Origin of the sequence: Sulfurimonas sp., from assembly GCF_014859695.1 — a bacterium.
GTDB lineage: Bacteria > Campylobacterota > Campylobacteria > Campylobacterales > Sulfurimonadaceae > Sulfurimonas.
The window spans coordinates 1-18278 of sequence record NZ_JACUTS010000009.1 but is presented as its reverse complement, the minus strand read 5'-3'; the positions used below and the strand labels follow the sequence as shown (position 1 = coordinate 18278).

At 40.2% G+C, this 18278-nt stretch carries 23 protein-coding genes and 1 other RNA gene; 13 read left to right on the top strand and 11 right to left on the bottom strand.

What is annotated here, in order from left to right:
• Positions 1-38 precede the first annotated feature (38 nt).
• The 3 genes from upp to IBX42_RS03280 all read left to right on the top strand — a co-directional run bounded on the left by upp (position 39) and on the right by IBX42_RS03280 (position 2307).
• Complete coding sequence (gene upp / locus IBX42_RS03290) at positions 39-665, top strand: uracil phosphoribosyltransferase (RefSeq protein WP_294928753.1); 627 nt, start codon at positions 39-41, stop codon at positions 663-665.
• Positions 666-1559, top strand: a complete 894-nt coding sequence (locus IBX42_RS03285) for a methyltransferase domain-containing protein (protein WP_294928750.1) — start codon at positions 666-668, stop codon at positions 1557-1559.
• Positions 1560-1650: 91 nt separating this feature from the next.
• Complete coding sequence (locus IBX42_RS03280) at positions 1651-2307, top strand: carbonic anhydrase (RefSeq protein ID WP_294928747.1); 657 nt, start codon at positions 1651-1653, stop codon at positions 2305-2307.
• A 1-nt stretch (position 2308) separates the two neighbouring features.
• Here the strand turns inward: IBX42_RS03280 and asnB are convergent, their stop codons facing one another.
• A complete protein-coding gene (gene asnB, locus IBX42_RS03275) occupies positions 2309-4114 on the bottom strand; it encodes an asparagine synthase (glutamine-hydrolyzing) (RefSeq protein ID WP_294928744.1) in 1806 nt (601 codons plus the stop codon).
• Entirely contained in the window at positions 4114-4704 is a 591-nt protein-coding gene (locus IBX42_RS03270) for a class I SAM-dependent methyltransferase (RefSeq protein WP_294928741.1), read from the bottom strand. The genes asnB and IBX42_RS03270 overlap by 1 nt, the downstream gene beginning before the upstream one ends.
• Positions 4705-4789: 85 nt before the next feature.
• Here IBX42_RS03270 and IBX42_RS03265 point away from each other — a divergent pair, with 85 nt between their 5' ends.
• Positions 4790-5758, top strand: coding sequence for an NAD(P)-binding domain-containing protein (locus tag IBX42_RS03265; protein WP_294928738.1), 969 nt, complete (start codon positions 4790-4792; stop codon positions 5756-5758).
• Positions 5759-5762: 4 nt separating this feature from the next.
• Here IBX42_RS03265 and IBX42_RS03260 read toward each other — a convergent pair whose 3' ends face one another.
• The 5 genes from IBX42_RS03260 to topA are packed head-to-tail and all read right to left on the bottom strand — an operon-like array spanning position 5763 to position 10997.
• Positions 5763-6173, bottom strand: a complete 411-nt coding sequence (locus IBX42_RS03260; protein ID WP_294928735.1) for a thioredoxin family protein — start codon at positions 6171-6173, stop codon at positions 5763-5765.
• Positions 6174-6218: 45 nt separating this feature from the next.
• Positions 6219-7370 carry a cation:proton antiporter gene (locus IBX42_RS03255; protein WP_294928732.1) on the bottom strand — a complete coding sequence of 384 codons (1152 nt, stop codon included), beginning with the start codon at positions 7368-7370 and terminating at the stop codon, positions 6219-6221.
• Between the two features lie 4 nt (positions 7371-7374).
• Positions 7375-8220, bottom strand: coding sequence for a biotin synthase (locus IBX42_RS03250; protein ID WP_294928729.1), 846 nt, complete (start codon positions 8218-8220; stop codon positions 7375-7377).
• Positions 8213-8737: a YfcE family phosphodiesterase gene (locus tag IBX42_RS03245; protein WP_294928726.1), complete on the bottom strand. Its 525-nt coding sequence runs from the start codon at positions 8735-8737 to the stop codon at positions 8213-8215. The genes IBX42_RS03250 and IBX42_RS03245 overlap by 8 nt, the downstream gene beginning before the upstream one ends.
• A 34-nt stretch (positions 8738-8771) precedes the next feature.
• The gene (gene topA, locus IBX42_RS03240; protein ID WP_294928723.1) at positions 8772-10997 is read right to left on the bottom strand and encodes a type I DNA topoisomerase; all 2226 of its coding nucleotides are present in this window, start codon (positions 10995-10997) and stop codon (positions 8772-8774) included.
• A 174-nt stretch (positions 10998-11171) separates the two neighbouring features.
• Here topA and IBX42_RS03235 point away from each other — a divergent pair, with 174 nt between their 5' ends.
• From IBX42_RS03235 to IBX42_RS03210, 6 genes are all read left to right on the top strand, one after another.
• Positions 11172-11429 (top strand): hypothetical protein, encoded by a 258-nt coding sequence (locus IBX42_RS03235; protein WP_294928720.1) that lies wholly within the window; start codon positions 11172-11174, stop codon positions 11427-11429.
• Positions 11429-11704 (top strand): type II toxin-antitoxin system RelE/ParE family toxin, encoded by a 276-nt coding sequence (locus tag IBX42_RS03230; RefSeq protein ID WP_294928717.1) that lies wholly within the window; start codon positions 11429-11431, stop codon positions 11702-11704. The genes IBX42_RS03235 and IBX42_RS03230 overlap by 1 nt, the downstream gene beginning before the upstream one ends.
• Positions 11705-11832: 128 nt before the next feature.
• Positions 11833-12660 carry a flagellin gene (locus tag IBX42_RS03225; RefSeq protein WP_294928714.1) on the top strand — a complete coding sequence of 276 codons (828 nt, stop codon included), beginning with the start codon at positions 11833-11835 and terminating at the stop codon, positions 12658-12660.
• Positions 12661-12873: 213 nt separating this feature from the next.
• Positions 12874-14262, top strand: a complete 1389-nt coding sequence (fliD, locus tag IBX42_RS03220) for a flagellar filament capping protein FliD (protein ID WP_294928711.1) — start codon at positions 12874-12876, stop codon at positions 14260-14262.
• A gap of 88 nt (positions 14263-14350) precedes the next feature.
• On the top strand, positions 14351-14725 hold the full coding sequence (gene fliS / locus IBX42_RS03215) for a flagellar export chaperone FliS (protein WP_294928708.1): 375 nt from the start codon (positions 14351-14353) through the stop codon (positions 14723-14725).
• A complete protein-coding gene (locus tag IBX42_RS03210) occupies positions 14712-14966 on the top strand; it encodes a hypothetical protein (protein ID WP_294928705.1) in 255 nt (84 codons plus the stop codon). Before fliS ends, IBX42_RS03210 begins: the two co-directional genes overlap by 14 nt.
• Before the next feature lie 10 nt (positions 14967-14976).
• Here the strand turns inward: IBX42_RS03210 and IBX42_RS03205 are convergent, their stop codons facing one another.
• The 3 genes from IBX42_RS03205 to IBX42_RS03195 are packed head-to-tail and all read right to left on the bottom strand — an operon-like array spanning position 14977 to position 16789.
• On the bottom strand, positions 14977-15522 hold the full coding sequence (locus tag IBX42_RS03205; protein WP_294928702.1) for a Uma2 family endonuclease: 546 nt from the start codon (positions 15520-15522) through the stop codon (positions 14977-14979).
• 32 nt (positions 15523-15554) lie between these two features.
• Positions 15555-16247, bottom strand: coding sequence for an SDR family NAD(P)-dependent oxidoreductase (locus IBX42_RS03200; protein WP_294928699.1), 693 nt, complete (start codon positions 16245-16247; stop codon positions 15555-15557).
• The gene (locus tag IBX42_RS03195) at positions 16244-16789 is read right to left on the bottom strand and encodes a hypothetical protein (protein WP_294928695.1); all 546 of its coding nucleotides are present in this window, start codon (positions 16787-16789) and stop codon (positions 16244-16246) included. The genes IBX42_RS03200 and IBX42_RS03195 overlap by 4 nt, the downstream gene beginning before the upstream one ends.
• 218 nt (positions 16790-17007) lie before the next feature.
• Between IBX42_RS03195 and IBX42_RS03190 the strand changes: the two genes are divergently transcribed.
• Both IBX42_RS03190 and ffs read left to right on the top strand, forming a co-directional pair.
• Complete coding sequence (locus IBX42_RS03190; RefSeq protein ID WP_294928692.1) at positions 17008-17346, top strand: Hpt domain-containing protein; 339 nt, start codon at positions 17008-17010, stop codon at positions 17344-17346.
• Positions 17347-17390: 44 nt separating this feature from the next.
• Positions 17391-17488, top strand: an RNA gene (ffs, locus tag IBX42_RS03185) — signal recognition particle sRNA small type.
• 142 nt (positions 17489-17630) lie between these two features.
• Here ffs and IBX42_RS03180 read toward each other — a convergent pair.
• A complete protein-coding gene (locus IBX42_RS03180; protein WP_294928689.1) occupies positions 17631-17858 on the bottom strand; it encodes a hypothetical protein in 228 nt (75 codons plus the stop codon).
• Positions 17859-18196: 338 nt separating this feature from the next.
• Here IBX42_RS03180 and IBX42_RS03175 point away from each other — a divergent pair.
• Positions 18197-18278 (top strand): 50S ribosomal protein L35 (locus IBX42_RS03175; RefSeq protein ID WP_294928834.1); only part of this gene is annotated, 82 nt, incomplete at its 3' end.

Sequence of the window (18278 nt, the reverse complement as noted above, 5' to 3'; positions counted from 1 at the left end):
AGTAAAATAAGTCTAAAAGCTTATATCAAGGGCGCAAAATGGTTTATGAATTGTCAAACCCCGTTACAAAAACGTTAATTATGCATCTAAGAGACCAGAGCAGCGATGCACTTCGCTTTAGACATACTGTCGGAGAGCTTACTAAGCAGTTGATGTATGAGGCGCTAAAAGAGCCTGTTTTTACTCAAAAGAGCATAACGACATGGCGCGCAAAAGAGAGCTACAACGTTATAGATGAGGACAACATAGTCGTTGCAACGGTTTTGCGTGCGGGTATGCCGATGCTTGATAGTGCCGTGGACCTTCTGCCGGGGGTCTCTGCAGGGTTTTTGGCAATGAAGAGGGATGAGACTACGCACAAAAGCGTTCTTTATTATGACAGACTGCCTGATTGCAAGGGAAAAACCGTTATCTTGGTTGACCCAATGGTAGCTACGGGAGGATCCATGATGGATGCGCTAGAGCTTATCAAAGGCAGAGAGCCGCTAAAGATAATCACGCTAAATATCATAGGCTCGCCTGAGGGTTTAGAGAAAGTAAGCAAGGCGTATCCTGAAGTAGATATCTACATCGCGCAGATAGATGAGCGCTTAAACAGTGACAAGTTCATCATCCCTGGGCTTGGGGATGCGGGTGACCGCTCTTACAACACACTCAAACAGTAGATGATTCTAGACTGGCGGAGGAAAAGCTCAAACGAGATACTGGAGTGCTTTGAAGCTCTGGATATAGAGGGCGCTGAGATAGTTGAAGCGGAGGTTTTAGAGGCTGATATAGAGAGTATTAGCTACAAGGCTTTTGTCGATTTGGCACAGCTCTATTTTATGAGGATTCTTACCCCGATACAAAAAGATGAAACCACAACCCTTTTAAGATTTCAAAAGCTACATGTAAAAAGCTCTTTTCATAACGATAAAAACAACGGCAGAGAAAAGTATGGCGTAGAGAGCGACTTTTTTGCGATTGACAAAACAAAGCAGTTCAGTTTTTTGTACCACTATAAAAAAGCATTGGAATTTATAGATGTTAAGAGTAAAAAGAGAGTTTTAAACCTCGGAGTAAACCGCGGTAACGAGTTTAGAGTGATACAAGAGATGCTTACGTGCGAAGAGTTTAGCACTGTTGAGTTTGTCGGCATTGATTACTCCGCTTCGGCAATTGAGTTTGCAAAAAAAGAGTTTTCGCAATATGAAAATGTCGAGTTTTTCTGCCACGATATAAACAGACTTGAGGAGTTGGAGCTAGGGAAATTTGACCTCATTATCTCCATCGGTACATTACAGAGTTCAAACATAGAGTTTAACGCCGCGTTTATGTCCATATACCAAAACTACTTGGCAGAGGGCGGCGCAATGCTGCTTGGTTTTCCAAACTGCAGATGGATAGATGGAGAGATGATCTACGGCGCAAAAGCCCCCAATTACTCATTTAGCGAACTTAGTTTGGTTCTAAAAGATATACACTTCTGCAAAAAGTATCTCCAGCAAAAAAAGTACAGAGCAGTGGTAACGGGGAAAGATTATCTCTTTTTAACAGCGAGAAAAATCATACAAAAGTAATATTTATGCAAATATTTGAATATGCTTCAAGGCAAAATCTCAATTTTCTATCTTTAGATATAATTTTGTCTTAAAGAGAAAAGGTTTTGTAATGACTCACGACAATATTATTCAGGGTAACGAGCTATTTCGTAAAAGTTATTTCAAGGCTCATGAGAAGGAGTTTCTGGAGCTTGCTACAAAGGGACAGACGCCAAAAGCGCTCTATATAGGGTGTTCTGACTCAAGAGTCGTGCCAGACTTGATGACAAACAGCGCACCGGGTGATCTTTTTGTTGTGAGAAACATAGGCAATTTTGTCGCACCCTATAAACCGGATGAGAATTTTCACTCAACTGCATCGGCTATTGAGTACGCCGTGAGTGTGCTAAAAGTAAAAAATATTATAGTCTGCGGTCATACAAAGTGCGGTGCAATAGAGGTCTTGCACACTAAGAGCTGCAGCGATGATCCCGAGCTTGTCCATACAAAAACATGGCTCACTCTTGGAGAGAGTGCAAAATCACAGGCTATTTTGGCGCTTGGGCTCAACGCAGATAAAACAGAGCTTCTACGTCTGACGGAAAAACTCTCTGTTATCTCTCAGCTTGAAAATCTTTTGACATACCCCTCCGTTAAAAAGAGAATCGACAGCGATGAAATTGCAATTCACGGCTGGGTTTATGATATTGAGAGTGGAGAGATAGAGTACTACGACCCTGAGATTTCCATGTTTTTGCCGCTTAGCGCTCTTAAAAAAGAAAACTAAGCTATAACAGATACTTTTTTATCCAGACACTTAAAATATAAAGCCCCCAAACATGCTGCTTAAAAGCGCCTCTTGAAGCCTTTTGAATATACTCCTCAATTGCATCTTTTTTAAAAATCCCGCTTTTGTCGTTTACCTCTCTGATAAGCTCTATCTTTTTGCTCTCTAGTAAATACTCCATATAGGGGTTAGAAAATCCTTTTTTTCTGCGAGAGATAATTTTTTCGCCCAGATATGGCTTTGCGATTGATTTGAGAAGCGATTTGGTGATGCCATCCTCGTAACGGAGCTTTGGGTCAATCGAGAAGAGAGCGGATGCAAACTTATGGTCTAAAAAAGGGGTACGCGATTCTATGGAGTGCGCCATGCTGATGCGGTCAAGTTTACTCAAAAAATGTTCGGCTTGAAAAAGATTCAAATCAATGTAGCTATACCAGATGCTCTCATCATGATGTTGTGAACTCTCAAATCTGTCACGGTAGCTCTTTATATATTTGAGCGACTCATTATCTCTGACATTTCTTCTCATAAGCATATTTTTTTGCAAATCACTAAAACTCTCGCCCGTGGTGCGAAACAGCAGCGTGTTATCAAACACTCTTTTGTATCTCTCCCACTCTCTGTTCATCGAGAAGTTGGAGTGAAAATAGTTGCTTAGCCAGTTTTTGTTTTTGAGTTTTGTTAATGACTGCACATCTAAAAATTCAAAATATTGTCTATACCCCAAAAAGAGTTCATCGCTTCCCTCTCCGCTTAAAACAACTTTGAAACCGTCCTGTTTAATGCGCTCAAAAAGGAGATAAAGAGGAACTGCGGCAGGGTCATTTAGCGGCTCATCGAGCGCATCAAGAGTTTTATCAAGCGCATCGATAAAGTCGTTTTGCGAAATCTCGACTTCTTGGTTTGAGACTCCTAAAAACTCCGCACTCTCCTTTGCATTTTGCCTCTCATCATATTTTGCAAAATCTTTGTAGCCCAGCGTATAGGTCTGCAGTTTTACGCCGTTTTTTAGAGCAAAGGCGTTTATTAGAGCACTGTCGATTCCGCCTGAGAGAAGCGATGCCATGGGAACATCCACACTTAGTCTCATGTTTATGGACTCTTGCAGAATATTTTCTAGCGTGAACACGGCTTCATCTCTGTCTGTGATGAGGTTTGGTTTGGTATCAAGCAGGTCAAAGTAGCGTTTGAGTTCAACTTTGCCATCTTTAAAAGTAAGATACTCTCCCGCGGCTAGCTTTTTGATATTTTTAAAAAATGTAAAGGGAGGAGTGGGAGCCAAAAAGGAGAGGTAGCTAAGAAGCGCATCCTCATCCATCTCAACTTTTTGTAAAAAGGGCAGAAGCGCTTTTATCTCAGAAGCAAATATAAAAGATTTGTTATGGAGGTAAAAGAGCGGTTTTTTGCCCAGTCTATCGCGAAAAAGGTAAAGCGTCTCATCGTCTAAAAGTGCGATTACAAACATGCCTCGCAGATGAGTTACAAATTGCACTCCCCACTTTAGATATGCCGCAATGATAACCTCGCCCTCACTCTGCGATTTAAAATCAAACTCATTTTTCAGCTCATCTCTAAGTTCTTTGAAGTTGTAGATCTCTCCGTTAAATGAGAGCAGTATCTTCTCAAAGAAGAGCGGCTGGTTTGAGCGTGAGTGAGTGTCGATTATGCCGAGACGCTGATGCGCAAAAAAGAGATTTTTTCTCTCTACGACACCGCAAAAGTCCGGTCCTCTGTGGGTAAGTTTGCCAAGAGCAGCTCTTGCAACGCTCGCATCATACTCTCCTAAAATCCCAAAGACGCCACACACTAGATATTATCTTTCAAAAAAGCGACGGTTATATCGTCTTGCATGTAATCATCTCTCAGCATGACCTTTTTAACGCCCAAATGCGCCGCCATCTGCTCTATCTGCGGGGTCGTAAGGTAGTTGTATGTTTCGCTATTTTTCTCTCCATGAAGCACGTTAAAGAGAAATCCGACTTTAGAAGCGTTAAAGCAGTTTTGCACAAAAAGGTGCGTCTCAAACTCCTCTAAAACATTCATAGCGCCGCTACAGACGTAAAAATCAGCAGGAGGGAGTATCTCTTTGCAGATGTCTGCTATGAGTATCTCACACCCTGTCCTCTCGCTTGCAATGGAGTACATGTCAGGAAGTGAGTCTATGCCGATGTACTCCCTTGGAGCTCTTTTTTTCTTTTGCATATAGAGATAGAGATCGCCAAATCCGCAGCCTGCATCCGCAATGCTGTAGGGGCTTAAATCACCTGGGAGCATCTCCAAAAGAATATCAAAGCGCAGTTTTTGAGACTCTTTTGAGTGCCAGTTCACACCTTTTGCGCTTATGCCGTATTTGTCTATGGCTGAGGAGTAGAATTTTTGGCTATCAACGCGAGGCATGATTATAGAGTTTAATGTTAATATTTTTTGATTTCATTTGCAAATTATAGTATAAAATAGGTCTAATTGTTTCAAAGGATTTATTATGAGTCATATCTATAACCTAGCTATCATAGGTGCCGGTCCGGCAGGAATTGCAACGGCTGTTGAGAGTTATCTGCAGGGTATCAGAGATATCATTTTGCTTGAAAAGGATGAGAATCACAACTCAACTATACGCAAATATTACAAAGATAATAAAAGAGTAGATAAGGATTGGAAAGGTCAAAAAGTTGAGCTTGACGGCAGAATCTACTTTGTGGATGGAACAAAAGAGAGCACTTTGGACTTTTTTGACGAGATCTTGGCAAATCACTCGGTAGAGCTTAAAACGCACACAGAGGTGCAAAAGATAGAGAAAAGAGAAACGAATGTTGGAGAGTCATATTTTGAGGTTTTTATGGCGGGCGGCAGTATTATGGCAAAGTATGTTGTCGTAACGATAGGGAGAATGGGAAAACCGAATAAACCTGACTATAAGATACCGCTAGAGATTAAAAAGAGGGTAGGGTTCACGCTCGATGGGTGCATTGGCGACGAGAATATTTTAGTTGTAGGCGGCGGAGACAGCGCAATTGAGTATGCTGTTGATTTGAGCGCGAAAAATGAGGTCACCATCTGCTACAGAAGAGAGACTTTTAGACGCGCTAATCCGACCAATCAAAGAGATATATCAAATGCTATTATGCATAAAGAAATAGAGCCGATTTTGGGCGTTGATATCGTCTCACTAGAGAGTGATGACGAGAGAGTAAAAGTTAACTTTGACACAATTGAGTTCCGTGTTTTTGATAGAGTCGTTTATGCCATCGGAGGCACGACCCCGAGCGCATTTTTGGCAAGTTCGGGCATAAAAGAGGAGGATGGCAAACCTGTTCATGACGAGAATTATGAGACAAATGTCAAAGGACTTTTTGTAGCGGGGGATATCACGCAAGAGAGCGGCGGAAGCATAGCTCTTGGGCTGAACCACGGATATGCGATTGCATGTCATATACAGGGGCAAGAGGGGTAGAGAGTTACTCTAACTCTAGCTCTTCAAAGAGCTCTAAAAACTCTGCCTTACCCATAAAACCAATTCTCTCATAGTCTGACTTCTCATCTTTTGGGTCTATAATATAGGTTGTAGGCACTATGGGAGTGTTGAGGTAGGGCGGAAATTCTCCCTCTTTTTTGTTTATAATTAGAGGGATATACTTTCCCTTTATAAGTTCATCTATAGTTTTGTCCGAGAGTGTCGTTTTCTCAAACCTTATGCACCAAGGGCAGTTGTTCGTGATTATAACTACCATAAGCCCTTTGTTCTCATCTTTTGCTTTTTTGAGTGCCGTATTGTAGTTTGTCTCATACCCCATATCTTTGGCAAACTCTTTGTAGCTTTGCGCAGAGGCTATTAAGACGGTAAGTAAAAATGCTAGCAGAGCCTTCATAGGCTATCCCCTTTCTGTCGGGTTGGCAAAATTCTCAAGCAGACTCTACACCTTTTTTATTTTATAGTTGTTTACTAGCTTAATAACAATCATTATAGCGATTGCCTGGAAAAGTGAAGCTAAAATGAGTGCGTAGTAGTGAAGTTCGTCAATACTGTTTGCGTTATAGGCAAGGGTCGCCATAGCGATAAGAAGTGTCAGCGGCATAGAGTGGGATAGCCCCATAAGTATGGCATCTACAAAACCGAGATTCTTGATAAATACTAAAGAAGCCACTAGTCTCATAAGCGTCATGGCAAGCGTGATGAAGAGCGCTTTTGTTATAAGTCCCTCCATAAAGAGCATCTCTAGGTTAAACGAGCTTCCTATGTGGATGAAAAATATAGGCACCAAAAATCCAAAGCCGAAGGAGGCGAGTTTTTCGGGTAGTTCATGTTTATGTTCAAAGAAAGTGGGAATAAACATTCCCGCCAAAAAAGCACCAAAGGCAAGCTCTAAATCCAAATAGAGCATCGCGCCGACAAGAAGGAAGAATATGCCCATAGAGAGTCTAATATCCTGCTCTTTGTTGTCATCATGCGGCATAAGAGATGTGGAGACCTGCGGAAACCACCAAAATAGAAGCTCCATGGCGCGAAAGAGTAAAAACATAAAGAGTAAAAAGAGTGCAAGTGCAAATATTGTCTTAACAAGCCCCACTCCTAGACCCGACTGGAGTGCCGCTGATGTGAGAGTTAAAAAACCTATGCTTACTATCTCGCCTATAGCCCCTGCCGTCATCGAGAGCGAGAGCCACGGAGTTTTTCCGTACTCTTTGGAGAGCGTCGCAATGAGCCCCACGGAGATGAGCGGCATAAGCACCATAAATATTTTTCCAAGATCAAGATATAGAGAAAGAGCGATGGAAGATGCGTACAGGATTACAAGATAGATGACGATTTTTTTCATCAACGATTTTGGTGTTTTTAGAGTGTTTTTTAGATTGATTTCTGTTCCGGCGATAAACATCAGGTACAAAAATCCAAGTTCGGCAACTATTGCAAAAAGGTGCTCCTCATGCAAAAAGCCGACATAGGCAAAAATAGCTCCAAATATAATCTCAATCGGAGTGGTCGGAAGCTTTAAAAGCTTTGCAAAAAACGGCGAAAATATAATGATAAGAGAGATGGTTACTACAAGTAAGACATTTTCATGCATGGTTTTATTGTACCGCTTTTGCTATGTTTAGACCCAATGATTTGAGCATTTGTAAATCTTTGCTCATCTCACGTCCGCTGGTTGTAAGGTAGTTTCCTATGACTATGGAGTTTGCTCCATGCGAAAAAATCTCGTTTTGTCTCTCGCCAAACATAAGCTCCCTGCCTCCGGCGACCATAATCCGCTCGGCATTTGGAAGCATCTCCCGTGTGAGTTCTACCAAAGAGAGCGCTTCATCCATACTTAGCGGATTTGGTTTAAGCTCCAACGCCTCATTATGGTGGTAGAAGTTTATAGGAACAGATGTGGGATTTAGAGAGTTTATAGACTCAAGCATTGAGACTCTATCTTCATGCGTCTCTCCAAGCCCGAAAATTCCTCCGCTTATTAGCACTAAACCAGCTCTGTTTACATTTTGGCAAGTCTCATATCTCTCATCCCAAGGGTGGGTTGTGCAGATTTTTGGGTAGAACTCTTTTGAGGTCTCAAGATTGTGGTTGTAGGCTTTTATGCCCGCTTTTTTTAGTGTTAGGAGCTGCTCAAGAGTTGCCGTGCCGTTGCATGCAATTAATCTAAGTTGCGGCACCTCTTTTGTTAAAATCTCCGCGATAGAGCAGACAAAAGAGAGCGCTTTTTCATTAAGCCCTTTATCGGCAGTTACAAGACAAAAGCCCAAAGCACCGTTTGCATGAGCTGTTTTTGCCTCTTGTAAAATAAGCTCCATATCTTTTTGCTTGTAGCGCTCTATGTCCGCTTTGTAACGCACGCTTTGGGAGCAAAACTTACAATCTTCATTGCATGTACCGCTGTTTATGTTGCATATTGCGCATAAAAATATCTCTTTATTCACGGTTTTGCCTTATAAATTTAAACTCTTCTTTTTTTATCTCATCACTCTTGTTTGCTCTTGTATATCTCGTTACCACAAACTCATTTTCTTGTATCTCTAACATTGCCCACTCAGAGAGCGGCTTATTTCTGGCGCAAACCTCCCCGGAATTTAAGAAGAGGGTATTTCCTGTAAACTCCAGTGAAAATTCATGTGTATGTGCAAATATAACAACATCTGCATCGGGAGCCATATAAAAAGGGAGATGCATAAGTTTAAACTTTGTATCTGCAAGTTTGAAGTAGTATGGCTCTTGGACGAGATTGAACCGGTTGTGAAACTGCGCCAGATGCGCGTCATTGTTTCCATAAACCGCTTCATATCTCAAGCCGCTCTCATGCAGGAGATGAAGAACTTCGACATCAACTATATCGCCCGCATGCAGAAGAAACTCAGCGCCGTCAGCTATCAGGGTATCAATCGCTCTTTTGGCTTTTTTCACCTTAGTATGAGTGTCTGCGATGATACCTATTTTCATAATTTTCCTCGTCATTCCAAACTTGATTTGGAATCTACTTTATATCTTCAACCGACGTTCTGGTTTTACACTTTATACACTCGTAAACCTCTTTGCCTCTGTATGTTCTTCTCGCCAAAGCGCCACCGCACCCTTTTTCTTTACACTTGATGGTTGTGGGTTCAAATTTGGAGATGAAAGTACATTTAGGGTAGTTTTCACATCCCCAGAACGGACCGCGTCTTGAGTTTTTAAGGCTTATTTTGCCGCCGCAATCAGGACATGGAGTCTCGCTTATTTTCTCCTCTACGTTTATGCTCTTTGTGTTTTTACACTCAGGATATCCGCTGCATGCTAAAAACTGACCGTTTCTGCCGCTCTTAATAACCATCTCTTTGCCGCATTTGTCGCATATTTCGTCGCTCGTCTGTACGTTTGATTTCTCTTCGCCCTCTTTTGCTTCACCCTCAACCTGTTCTGTATATTTACACTTTGGAAAGCCGCTGCATGCAATGAACTCTCCAAATCTTCCGGAGCGAAGAAGCAGCTCTTCGCCGCATTTAGGACAAGGGCGACCAAGAGGCGTTGCAATTTTGAGCGAAACTATCTTCTCTTTGCCCTCCTTTACCTTCTCGTCAAACTCAAAGTAGAAATCACTAAGCAGTCTCTGCCAGTCGTTTTGCCCATCTGCGACTTCATCCAGTTTCTCTTCCATATTCGCCGTAAAAGAGACATCAACAATGTTTGGGAAGTGTTTTTCCAGTATTTCGGTAACCGTAAAAGCTATCTCTGTCGGGATAATCTGCTTTTTCTCGATAGTCACATACGTTCTGTTGCTAAGAGTCGCAATAGTCGGAGCGTAAGTTGAAGGACGTCCGATTCCCTCGCTCTCAAGCTTTTTGATGAGCGCCGCTTCGGAGTAGCGAGCAGGTGGCTCTGTAAAGTGCTGCTCCTGTTTTACTTTTTGTATCTCAGCACCCTCTCCCTCTTTAAGTGCAGGTAGGAGCTTGTCTTTGTCTTCGGCTCCCGTGAGTGCGTAAAAACCCTCAAAGAGGAGCTTTCTTCCGCTTGCTCTATACTCGTTCTCTTTTCCGCTAAATATTATACTCTGCTGCTCAAAAAGTGCATCGTTCATCTGGCATGCCATAAAGCGCTCATATATCAGGCGGTAGAGTTTTATCTCATCAGGCTTTAGAAACGATGCTGCGACTTCGGGAGTAAACGCAAGCGTGGTTGGGCGGATTGCTTCGTGAGCCTCTTGCGCTCCTTTTGTCTTTTTTGTATAGACCTTAGGTTCATCAGGAAGATATTTTTTTCCAAATCTGCTCTCAATTACGCCGCGAACAGCACTTACAGCCTCTTGTGCAAGGTTTAGTGAATCTGTTCTCATGTAGGTAATAACACCGCTTGTTCCGCTTGGAGTTTTAACACCCTCATAGAGTGCTTGTGCTACCATCATCGTTTTTTTAGGGGTAAATCCTAGTTTGCTTGAAGCGGTCTGTTGTAGCGTTGAAGTCATAAAAGGCGGAGGAGTCGCACTTTTTCTCTCTTTTGTCTCAATCTTTGAGATAACAAACGAGTCGGCTTTTACGCTCTCTACGATAGCATCAGCTTCTTCTTTGTTTTTTATAGAGAGCTTTGAGAGTTTGGCTTGTTTATGCGCTATAAGTGTCGCTTCAATATCTTTTTTAAAAAGCGTATTTATTGTCCAGAACTCCTCAGGCACAAACGCTTTTATCTCTCTCTCACGGTCTACTACAAGCTTGAGTGTTGAGGATTGAACACGACCTGCCGAGAGTCCTTTTTGGATCTTTGAACTAAGCAGAGGGGAGAGTTTATACCCCACGACACGGTCAAGTATACGGCGTGCCTGCTGCGCGTTTACCATGTCCATATCTATTTTGCGGGCGTTTAAGAGGGCGTTATTTATCGCGGTTTTTGTTATCTCATGAAAGACTATTCTAGGGAGTGTTTCAGGGTCTCTTTTAATAGCATGGGCAATATGCCACCCAATAGCTTCACCCTCGCGGTCCTCATCGGTCGCGATGTATATCGTGTCACTCTTTTTTGCCAAAGCGTTTATCTCTTTTACAATCGCGGCGTTCTCTTTCGCGACACTATAAGCGGGAACAAGATGGTTCTCCTCATCTATAGTGATTCCAAAACGGGATTTCGGAAGGTCCCGTATATGACCTTTTGAAGCGATGACCTCATAATCTTTGCCGAGAAAGTTTTTAATGGTCTTGGCTTTAGCGGGTGATTCGACGATAATTAAGTTCAAATAGTTTTCCTATTGCGCTATACATTATATATAGTGAAGTGATTTTTAAGTTTGGAAGTGTAGCAAAAAAAGTATAAATAGTAAAAACTTACCGTTAAACTAAAACCATCTGTTTACACGCTTCTAAAATAAAATATGCTACACTTTTGTATCTTTGCTAAAAAAGGATGCAACATGCAAGCAGCGTTTAGTTTAAACTCTAACGAACTCAACATAAATTTTGTAAACTCCATAAAAGAGATGTTCCAAGGTAAAAATATTGAGATTGTTATAACAGACGGGGTTGATGAAAAGTATGAAAGAGAAAAATCTATACTTGATGCGACTTTAAATGACTATTTACAAAATGGCAGTAAAAATTTTACCGTTATGAGTGATGAGTTTTGGGAAGACACAGAGAAAAGACTTATTCAAAGACATAGAGTTTCTTAATGCAGATTATATTCAAAGATTCGTTTAGCGCAAGGCTAGATGAAATACTTGACTATATAAGTGAAGATAGCGTGAAAGAGGCGTTATCTTTTAATAGTCAACTGTATAAAAAGATCAAAGATATACCTCTTATGCCATATAAATGTAGAAAATCAACTCATTACAATAATGACAACATTAGAGATTTGATTTTTAAAGGGTATACCATAGCCTATTTAGTGGGACATGAGCATATTGTTATTTTAGGTATCTTAAAATATAGACAAACTTTTTAACTTCCCCATAAAATTTCTCCAAAAAAATTAAAGTTATTTTTTTTGCTGTCGATTTACTAACATCAAGGCAAGGAAGCCGAGATAAAAATTAACTCGAGAGCTGAGGCTCTACCCGAAAAGGATTTATTATGGGATTTAGAATTAACACAAACGTAGGTGCGATGAATGCGCACATGTATGCTACAAAAAACAATATTGGACTTGACAAAAGCTTAACGGCTCTCTCTTCAGGTTTAAGAATTAATAAAGCGGCTGATGATGCGGCGGGTCTTGCAATTGCAAATCAACTCTCTGCTCAATCAAGTGGACTTGGTCAAGCGATTAGAAACTCTAATGACGGTATCGGTCTTATTCAGACTGCGGATGGTGCTTTGGAGGAGACAGGGAACATACTAAAAAGAGTTAGAACTCTTTCTGTTCAAGCAGCCAATGATACTCAAACTACAGATACAAGAGCTTATATCCAAGATGAAGTTACTGCTTTAATAGAGCAACTTGATGATATAGCTAGCAGAACTTCATTTAACGGTCAAAATCTTCTTGATGCGACAGGTGGAACTACAGGTACGTTTACATTTCATACAGGTGCATATACTGCTGAAACAACATCAGTAACTATTACTAAGGCTGATTCTACAACTCTGGGCGTGAATGCTCTTAATGTAACTACTCAAGCTGGTGCAGAAACTGCTATAGCTTCAGCTGATGCTGGTATTGTACTTGTTGATACGCTTAGATCTACGCTTGGTGCGGCTCAAAATAAACTAGAGTCAAACGTTAGAAACATCTCTGTTACACAGGTGAATGTTAGTGCGGCTGAGTCTCAAATTCGTGATGTTGACTTTGCGGCTGAGTCTGCTACATTTGCAAAACACAATATCTTGGCTCAATCTGGTTCATATGCTATGAGTCAGGCTAACGCAGTTCAGCAGAATGTTTTAAGACTACTTCAGTAGTTTAGAGCATTTTTTAAAAAAACACTTCCGCCCTTTTATATTAGACAAAGGGCGGTTTTGCTTCTTCTGCAAAGGGTTTTACACCCTTTGCTTTTCTTCTAAAATTTTCTAACTTTTTCTTCTTCTAATTAAACTAAATATCTTTATTGCCGATTTACTATTCAATAAAGGCAAACTAGTTTATGCTAACTATTTTCGATTAAAGGATTTATGATGAGTATCAGTTCACTAGGTGTTGGATCGGGGATTTTAACGCAGGATGTTTTAGATCAGTTACGCAAGGCGGATGAGGCACAGTTCATCAGACCGGTAGATTTGAAACTTGCTAATGAAAAGGATAAAATAGACGCGTTTGATCTCTTAGATGCAAATATGACAAACTTGATAGACAGCATCGATGCTCTTAAGACGCCTCTTTTATATGATGAGCGGACCACTTCAGTTGTGGGAACGTCTGTAGCAGTAACGGCTGCTGCAAACAGTGATATTCAGGACTTTACGCTTGATGTTGTAAACTTGGCAACAAAGCAGATAGAGCAGTCTGGTGCTTTTGCAACAAGTGATGAGTTAATCGCAAACGCTGCGGGAGTTATGAATCTCAATATTGATGGTCAGGATTTTCAGATAGCTTATGATGAGACTACTACGCTTACGGATTTAAAAAATTCAATCAACGACATCGCAGGCGATAAAGTAGATGCCACAATAGTGCAGATAAGTAGTGGTGAATTTCGTCTATTTGTAAGCTCGGCGGATACCGGTACAACACAGAATATTACGATTACAGACAATGCTGATGGACTTGGAGCAAACCTTAAAGACGGCCGCTTGACAACAGATTTTGATTTGGCTGCGGTTCAAGCCGGAGTTGATGCAAATTTTACTTTTAATGGACAAGCGATAACTCGCTCAAGTAACAATATAACAGACTTGATTGTGGGTCTTGATATTACACTAAAAGAGGTTGGTTCTTCTGCAGTTAGTGTTGCGCAAGACCGCGAAGGTATTATGACAAAAATAGATAGTTTTGTAGAGAAGTACAATGCGGCTATAACCGAGTTAGATAAAATGACAAAATCTAGTATTGAGAGTGATGAGAGAGGTATTTTTTCTAACGAGAGCACGATTAAAAGCATGAAAAGAGAGTTGGAAAGTATGTTTTCAACTGTTGGTGGCGGAGTCGGATTTATGTCTGATTTTGGTTTTGACGTAGATAGAGATGGAAAGATGAGTGTAGACAAAGATATTTTAAATGCCAAAATGGATGAAGACCCAACTAATGTAGAAGCATTTTTTTCCGGTGGTACATATACTAATACGGATGGAACAACAACTGAAGTCTTGGGTATATTTAATGAGATGTCAACAACAACCAGTGTTTATACAAAGTATAACGGAACACTTGACCAGTATAAAAATTATGTCAACGATACAATAGATTCCTTAGAAGATAGAAAAACATCAGCGACAGAGAGACTTGATGCAAAGTATGAGATTTTGGCAAAACAGTATGCAGCATATGACGCGATGATAGCAAAGTTCAACAATGCTTCTTCTATGTTTACTGAGATGGCAAATACTTCAAATAACTATAGTAACTGATTTTTCTTAAAAAGATTAAACAAAGTCTCTTAAATGTCGATGTTTCATGGATGAAGAGGACGACAAAAATAGTAAAAAAGGATTTGAAATGTATGGTAATGTAGCCCATAATATTTATGCACAAAACAATGTAGGGATAGAGTCTCCGGCAAAGCTTATTGAGATGCTCTATGAAGGGGTTCTTCGTTTTAACGCGCAGGCAAAGAAGGCTATGAAAGATGGTAACATAGAAAAGAGAGTTTACTGGATAAATCGCTCTGTTGCTGTGATAACTGAGCTTATTTCCGTTTTAGATATAAAAGGTGGACGTGTAGCGAACTATTTAGAGGGTCTTTACAACTATGAAATCCAACTTTTAAACTTGGCAAATATTCAAAAAGATGAGTCAAAACTTGATGAGGTCAGCAATGTCTTCAAGGGGTTGCTAGAAGCTTGGAGAGAGACCACAAATGTGGCTGAATAGGCTTAAGATAGCTGTTGTTGAGAAGAATCCAAATGCTTTAGATAAACTTTTGGATGATATTCCACAGCTTCAAAATCCAAAAGAGATTGAAGAAGCCATTTATCTTTTAAGAGAAGCAACTTCTTTGATGAACAATCTTAAAGACCAAACAAAAGCTTCCATGAAACAGATAAAGAAAAACCTTGATTTTCTGCGCTCTACCGATATCCCGACATCTAAAAAACTTGACATAAAGTCATAACCGCAACAACTTACCAGATTTTTGAAAAATCAAACTCTACTTTCTCATGGCACTCTTTGATGCTAAAATCCACTTTTTCATGGCTCGCGTCCATGAGTTTGATATATCTGCCCTCTTTGAGATGGTAGACTTTTGCGACTTTATCATCAGGATTTACGATGATGTAGTACTCCACACCCTCTCTCTCATAAATCTCAAATTTGATACCGGTATCTTTTCTAGCAGTTGATTTTGAGAGCACTTCAAAGATGATTTTCGGCGCTTTGGTTATGTATGCGTCATTTTGAGGCTCATGACATATAACGCTGTTGTCGGGTTGTACTATCGTGTCTTCGTTTATCTTCCAGTCAATAGGCAAAAGTGCTTGACAAACTTTGCATCCCTCAAATGCTTCATCCAAATAACGACCGATTTTATTGCTAATGCTTTGATGTTTTATCATCGGGGCTGGACTCATGGCGTACGGTACACCGTTTATAAGCTCCCATTGTCCCTCCCAGAGCTTGTAGTCATCATAGGTATAGTGTGGAATATCTTCTAGTTTTATCGCACCCATCACACACTCCTTTTTGCATTATTATATCTAATTTATCTCTTTTTAACTATCCCAAAATTGAGGCTTCTAACGGTGTATTCGCTTACAACGGCACCTTTTCTCATGCTAAGAATATGCTCAACTGCGTCTGCAATATCTGAAGCCAGAAGCTTCTCATCTTCATGCTGGCTTGTTTCAAATCTTAGCTCACTGTAAAAATTGCTCTGCGTCATGTCCGGATTTATGTTTGTTACACTTAGAGCGCTCTTTCTTGTCTCTTCAAACAAAGAGTCCCCAAAGGCTTTAAGTCCCGCTTTAGTAGCGCCGTAAACTCCTGCAAACTTACTTGTTCTAAGCGCTTCTATGGAGTTTATGTTTATAAGATAGCCGCTATTTTTTTTCAAATCTCTCAGCAGGGCGTTTGTCAGAAGCATGGGCGCTGTAAGATTTAAAAAAACCATACTTGTAATAGTCTTTGCACTTAGCTCTTCATGCGGTTCAAACCTGCCAAATCCCGCACAGTTAATCAACATGTAGATATCTTCGCTTGAGAGTTTTTTGCAAGCTGCAAGGGTTGATGTCTCATTTGTAAGGTCCGCTTGAAGAGGAGTAAAGTTTTGAGAGTCAAAATCCTCTTTTTTAACGCTTCTGCTAACACCTATGACTTCATAATCCAGAAGCAGCAATCTTCTAACAATCTCTTTGCCTATGCCGCTACTTGCCCCTGTAACTACAACTTTTCTCATCTTCTAACCTCTCTCATCATTGCATCTATTGCGCTAAATATCAATTTTTTCGTTGCATCTTTTGTCACACTTTCCGGTTCAAAATGATCACTTACAACCTTAAAGATGTGATAGTTTTGCATCTCTTTTAGAGCTTCATAAAAGCCAAACGACTCCATATCCGCAAGTATGTAAAAATCTTGAGAAATCTCTTCATCAACGCATGTAATGGTATGCGGTTCTGTGCTTACTTTATAGTTTTTGCCTCTGTAGATAATTGAGCCTATGGCAAGAAGAGTGCCTATGTTGTGCTCTCTATTTGCTCCGCAGATACCTACGTTTATAAATGTGTCATCGTCACTTACGGCAAAATTTTCTAAAAGAAAAGAAGAGGCTTTTTTTACAGACTCCACACCCACGCCGCTTACAATAACTCTAAGCTCTTTACCTTCAAAAACAGTGTATCCGCTATAGTTTGTTTTGGTAAGTCTATATTTCTCAACAAACGCCTGAGATTCCGATTTTAGAGCTGTTACAATATATAGCATTGCGTATTGTATCAAAAATGCAATTTTTTACGGTAGAATTATCACTGTAGGCTTTTAACTGATGTTACGCACTAAAACGAACTCGTCCGTTCTAGTGGCAGGGACAGATGTCCCTACAACCCCCTAAAGCTACGAAAAAGTATCTTTTTCGAGAATTATAAGGTATTTTACAAACTTTTTTACAAAAGTGCGTAAGGTCAGCTTTTAACATAAAAGAGCAAAAGGATTTGATTATGCTTGCTTTAAATGTTGATTATTCAGATTTGGACTACGACAATCTAGCACTCTCAATCGGGATAAAAAACAGATATATTCCTATGATTATTGAGAGTTTTTTAAAAGAGATGGATTCAATTTTAGAGGCTCTTGAAGAGTCAATCAAGAGTAAAGATTATGACAAAATCAGATTAAATGCACATGCTATAAAAGGGAGTGCAGGAAATATAAAACTTAATGAGATTTATGAGATGGCGACGGAGATGGAGTCAGAAGCTGCTCAAAAAAACAGCGAGTTTGATTATAAACTCTACTTTGATGCCATAAAAAATGCCGTAGGCACAATCTCTCTCTGAGGCTTTGCTTCATTTAACTTTTTTGGCTATAATTGCGTCGCTTCTCTTTAGACCTGTGCAATAGTGCTTTGAGATACTGTGTCAGGGTAGGAATACAGCAGCACACCTTGGAGTGTTATGTGCCGCAGGTATCTGGAGGGAAGTCTCTCGATAGATAATTTTATCCAACTTCTTCGTTAAAATTTGGTTGAATTTCGTCATTTACCACAAGTAAACTCCTCAATTAAACAAAATTTTGCCTCGAATTTGAATAAAATTATCTATCGATTATTTTTGAAAAAATATCAATCTTTTCTATGTTTGGAAATTCCACATGCCTGATTTGGTTTTGGCGGGTTATTTTTCAAGTAAGTTAAATCCTCAAGTGCCTGAGCAAGAACCCTTTTTTGCTGCAAAAGCGGAAGCATACGATTGTCTTTCTCGTTCATAGGCAAGCTCATATCTACAAGAATTGCCTCTACCTCTTTATCTAAATCATTAAGTGCGTTTTGTATATGTTGTATAGATTTCATGGCGTGAGTATAGCAAAAATTAAAAAAATTTGGGTATAATTGCGGCTTCAGGGCACCTCTAAAAACCCTATAAGTTCTCAACAATAGAGCAAATATGCTAATGTGAGGCGAAATTACGCAGGAGCTACTAGTAGCTTCAAGTGATTTCAACGAAGCAGTAGCGTGTTTGCTCTATTGCCCTTTGGGAGCCTAAAAAAGGAGCAATCTTGCACAAAATTTTTTATCGCCATAGCTACGGCTATGACTCAAAAAAAGTTTTGCACAATCTCACTCCTTTTTTAGGCTTTGAGATTTTATAGGATTTTTAGAGGTGCCCTTTAATTTACAAAGGAGTTTCGATGCCAAAGATGAAATCGGTTAAAGGCGCTGTCAAGCGTTTTAAAGTTAAGAAAAACGGCACTGTTAAGCGCGGTACAGCGT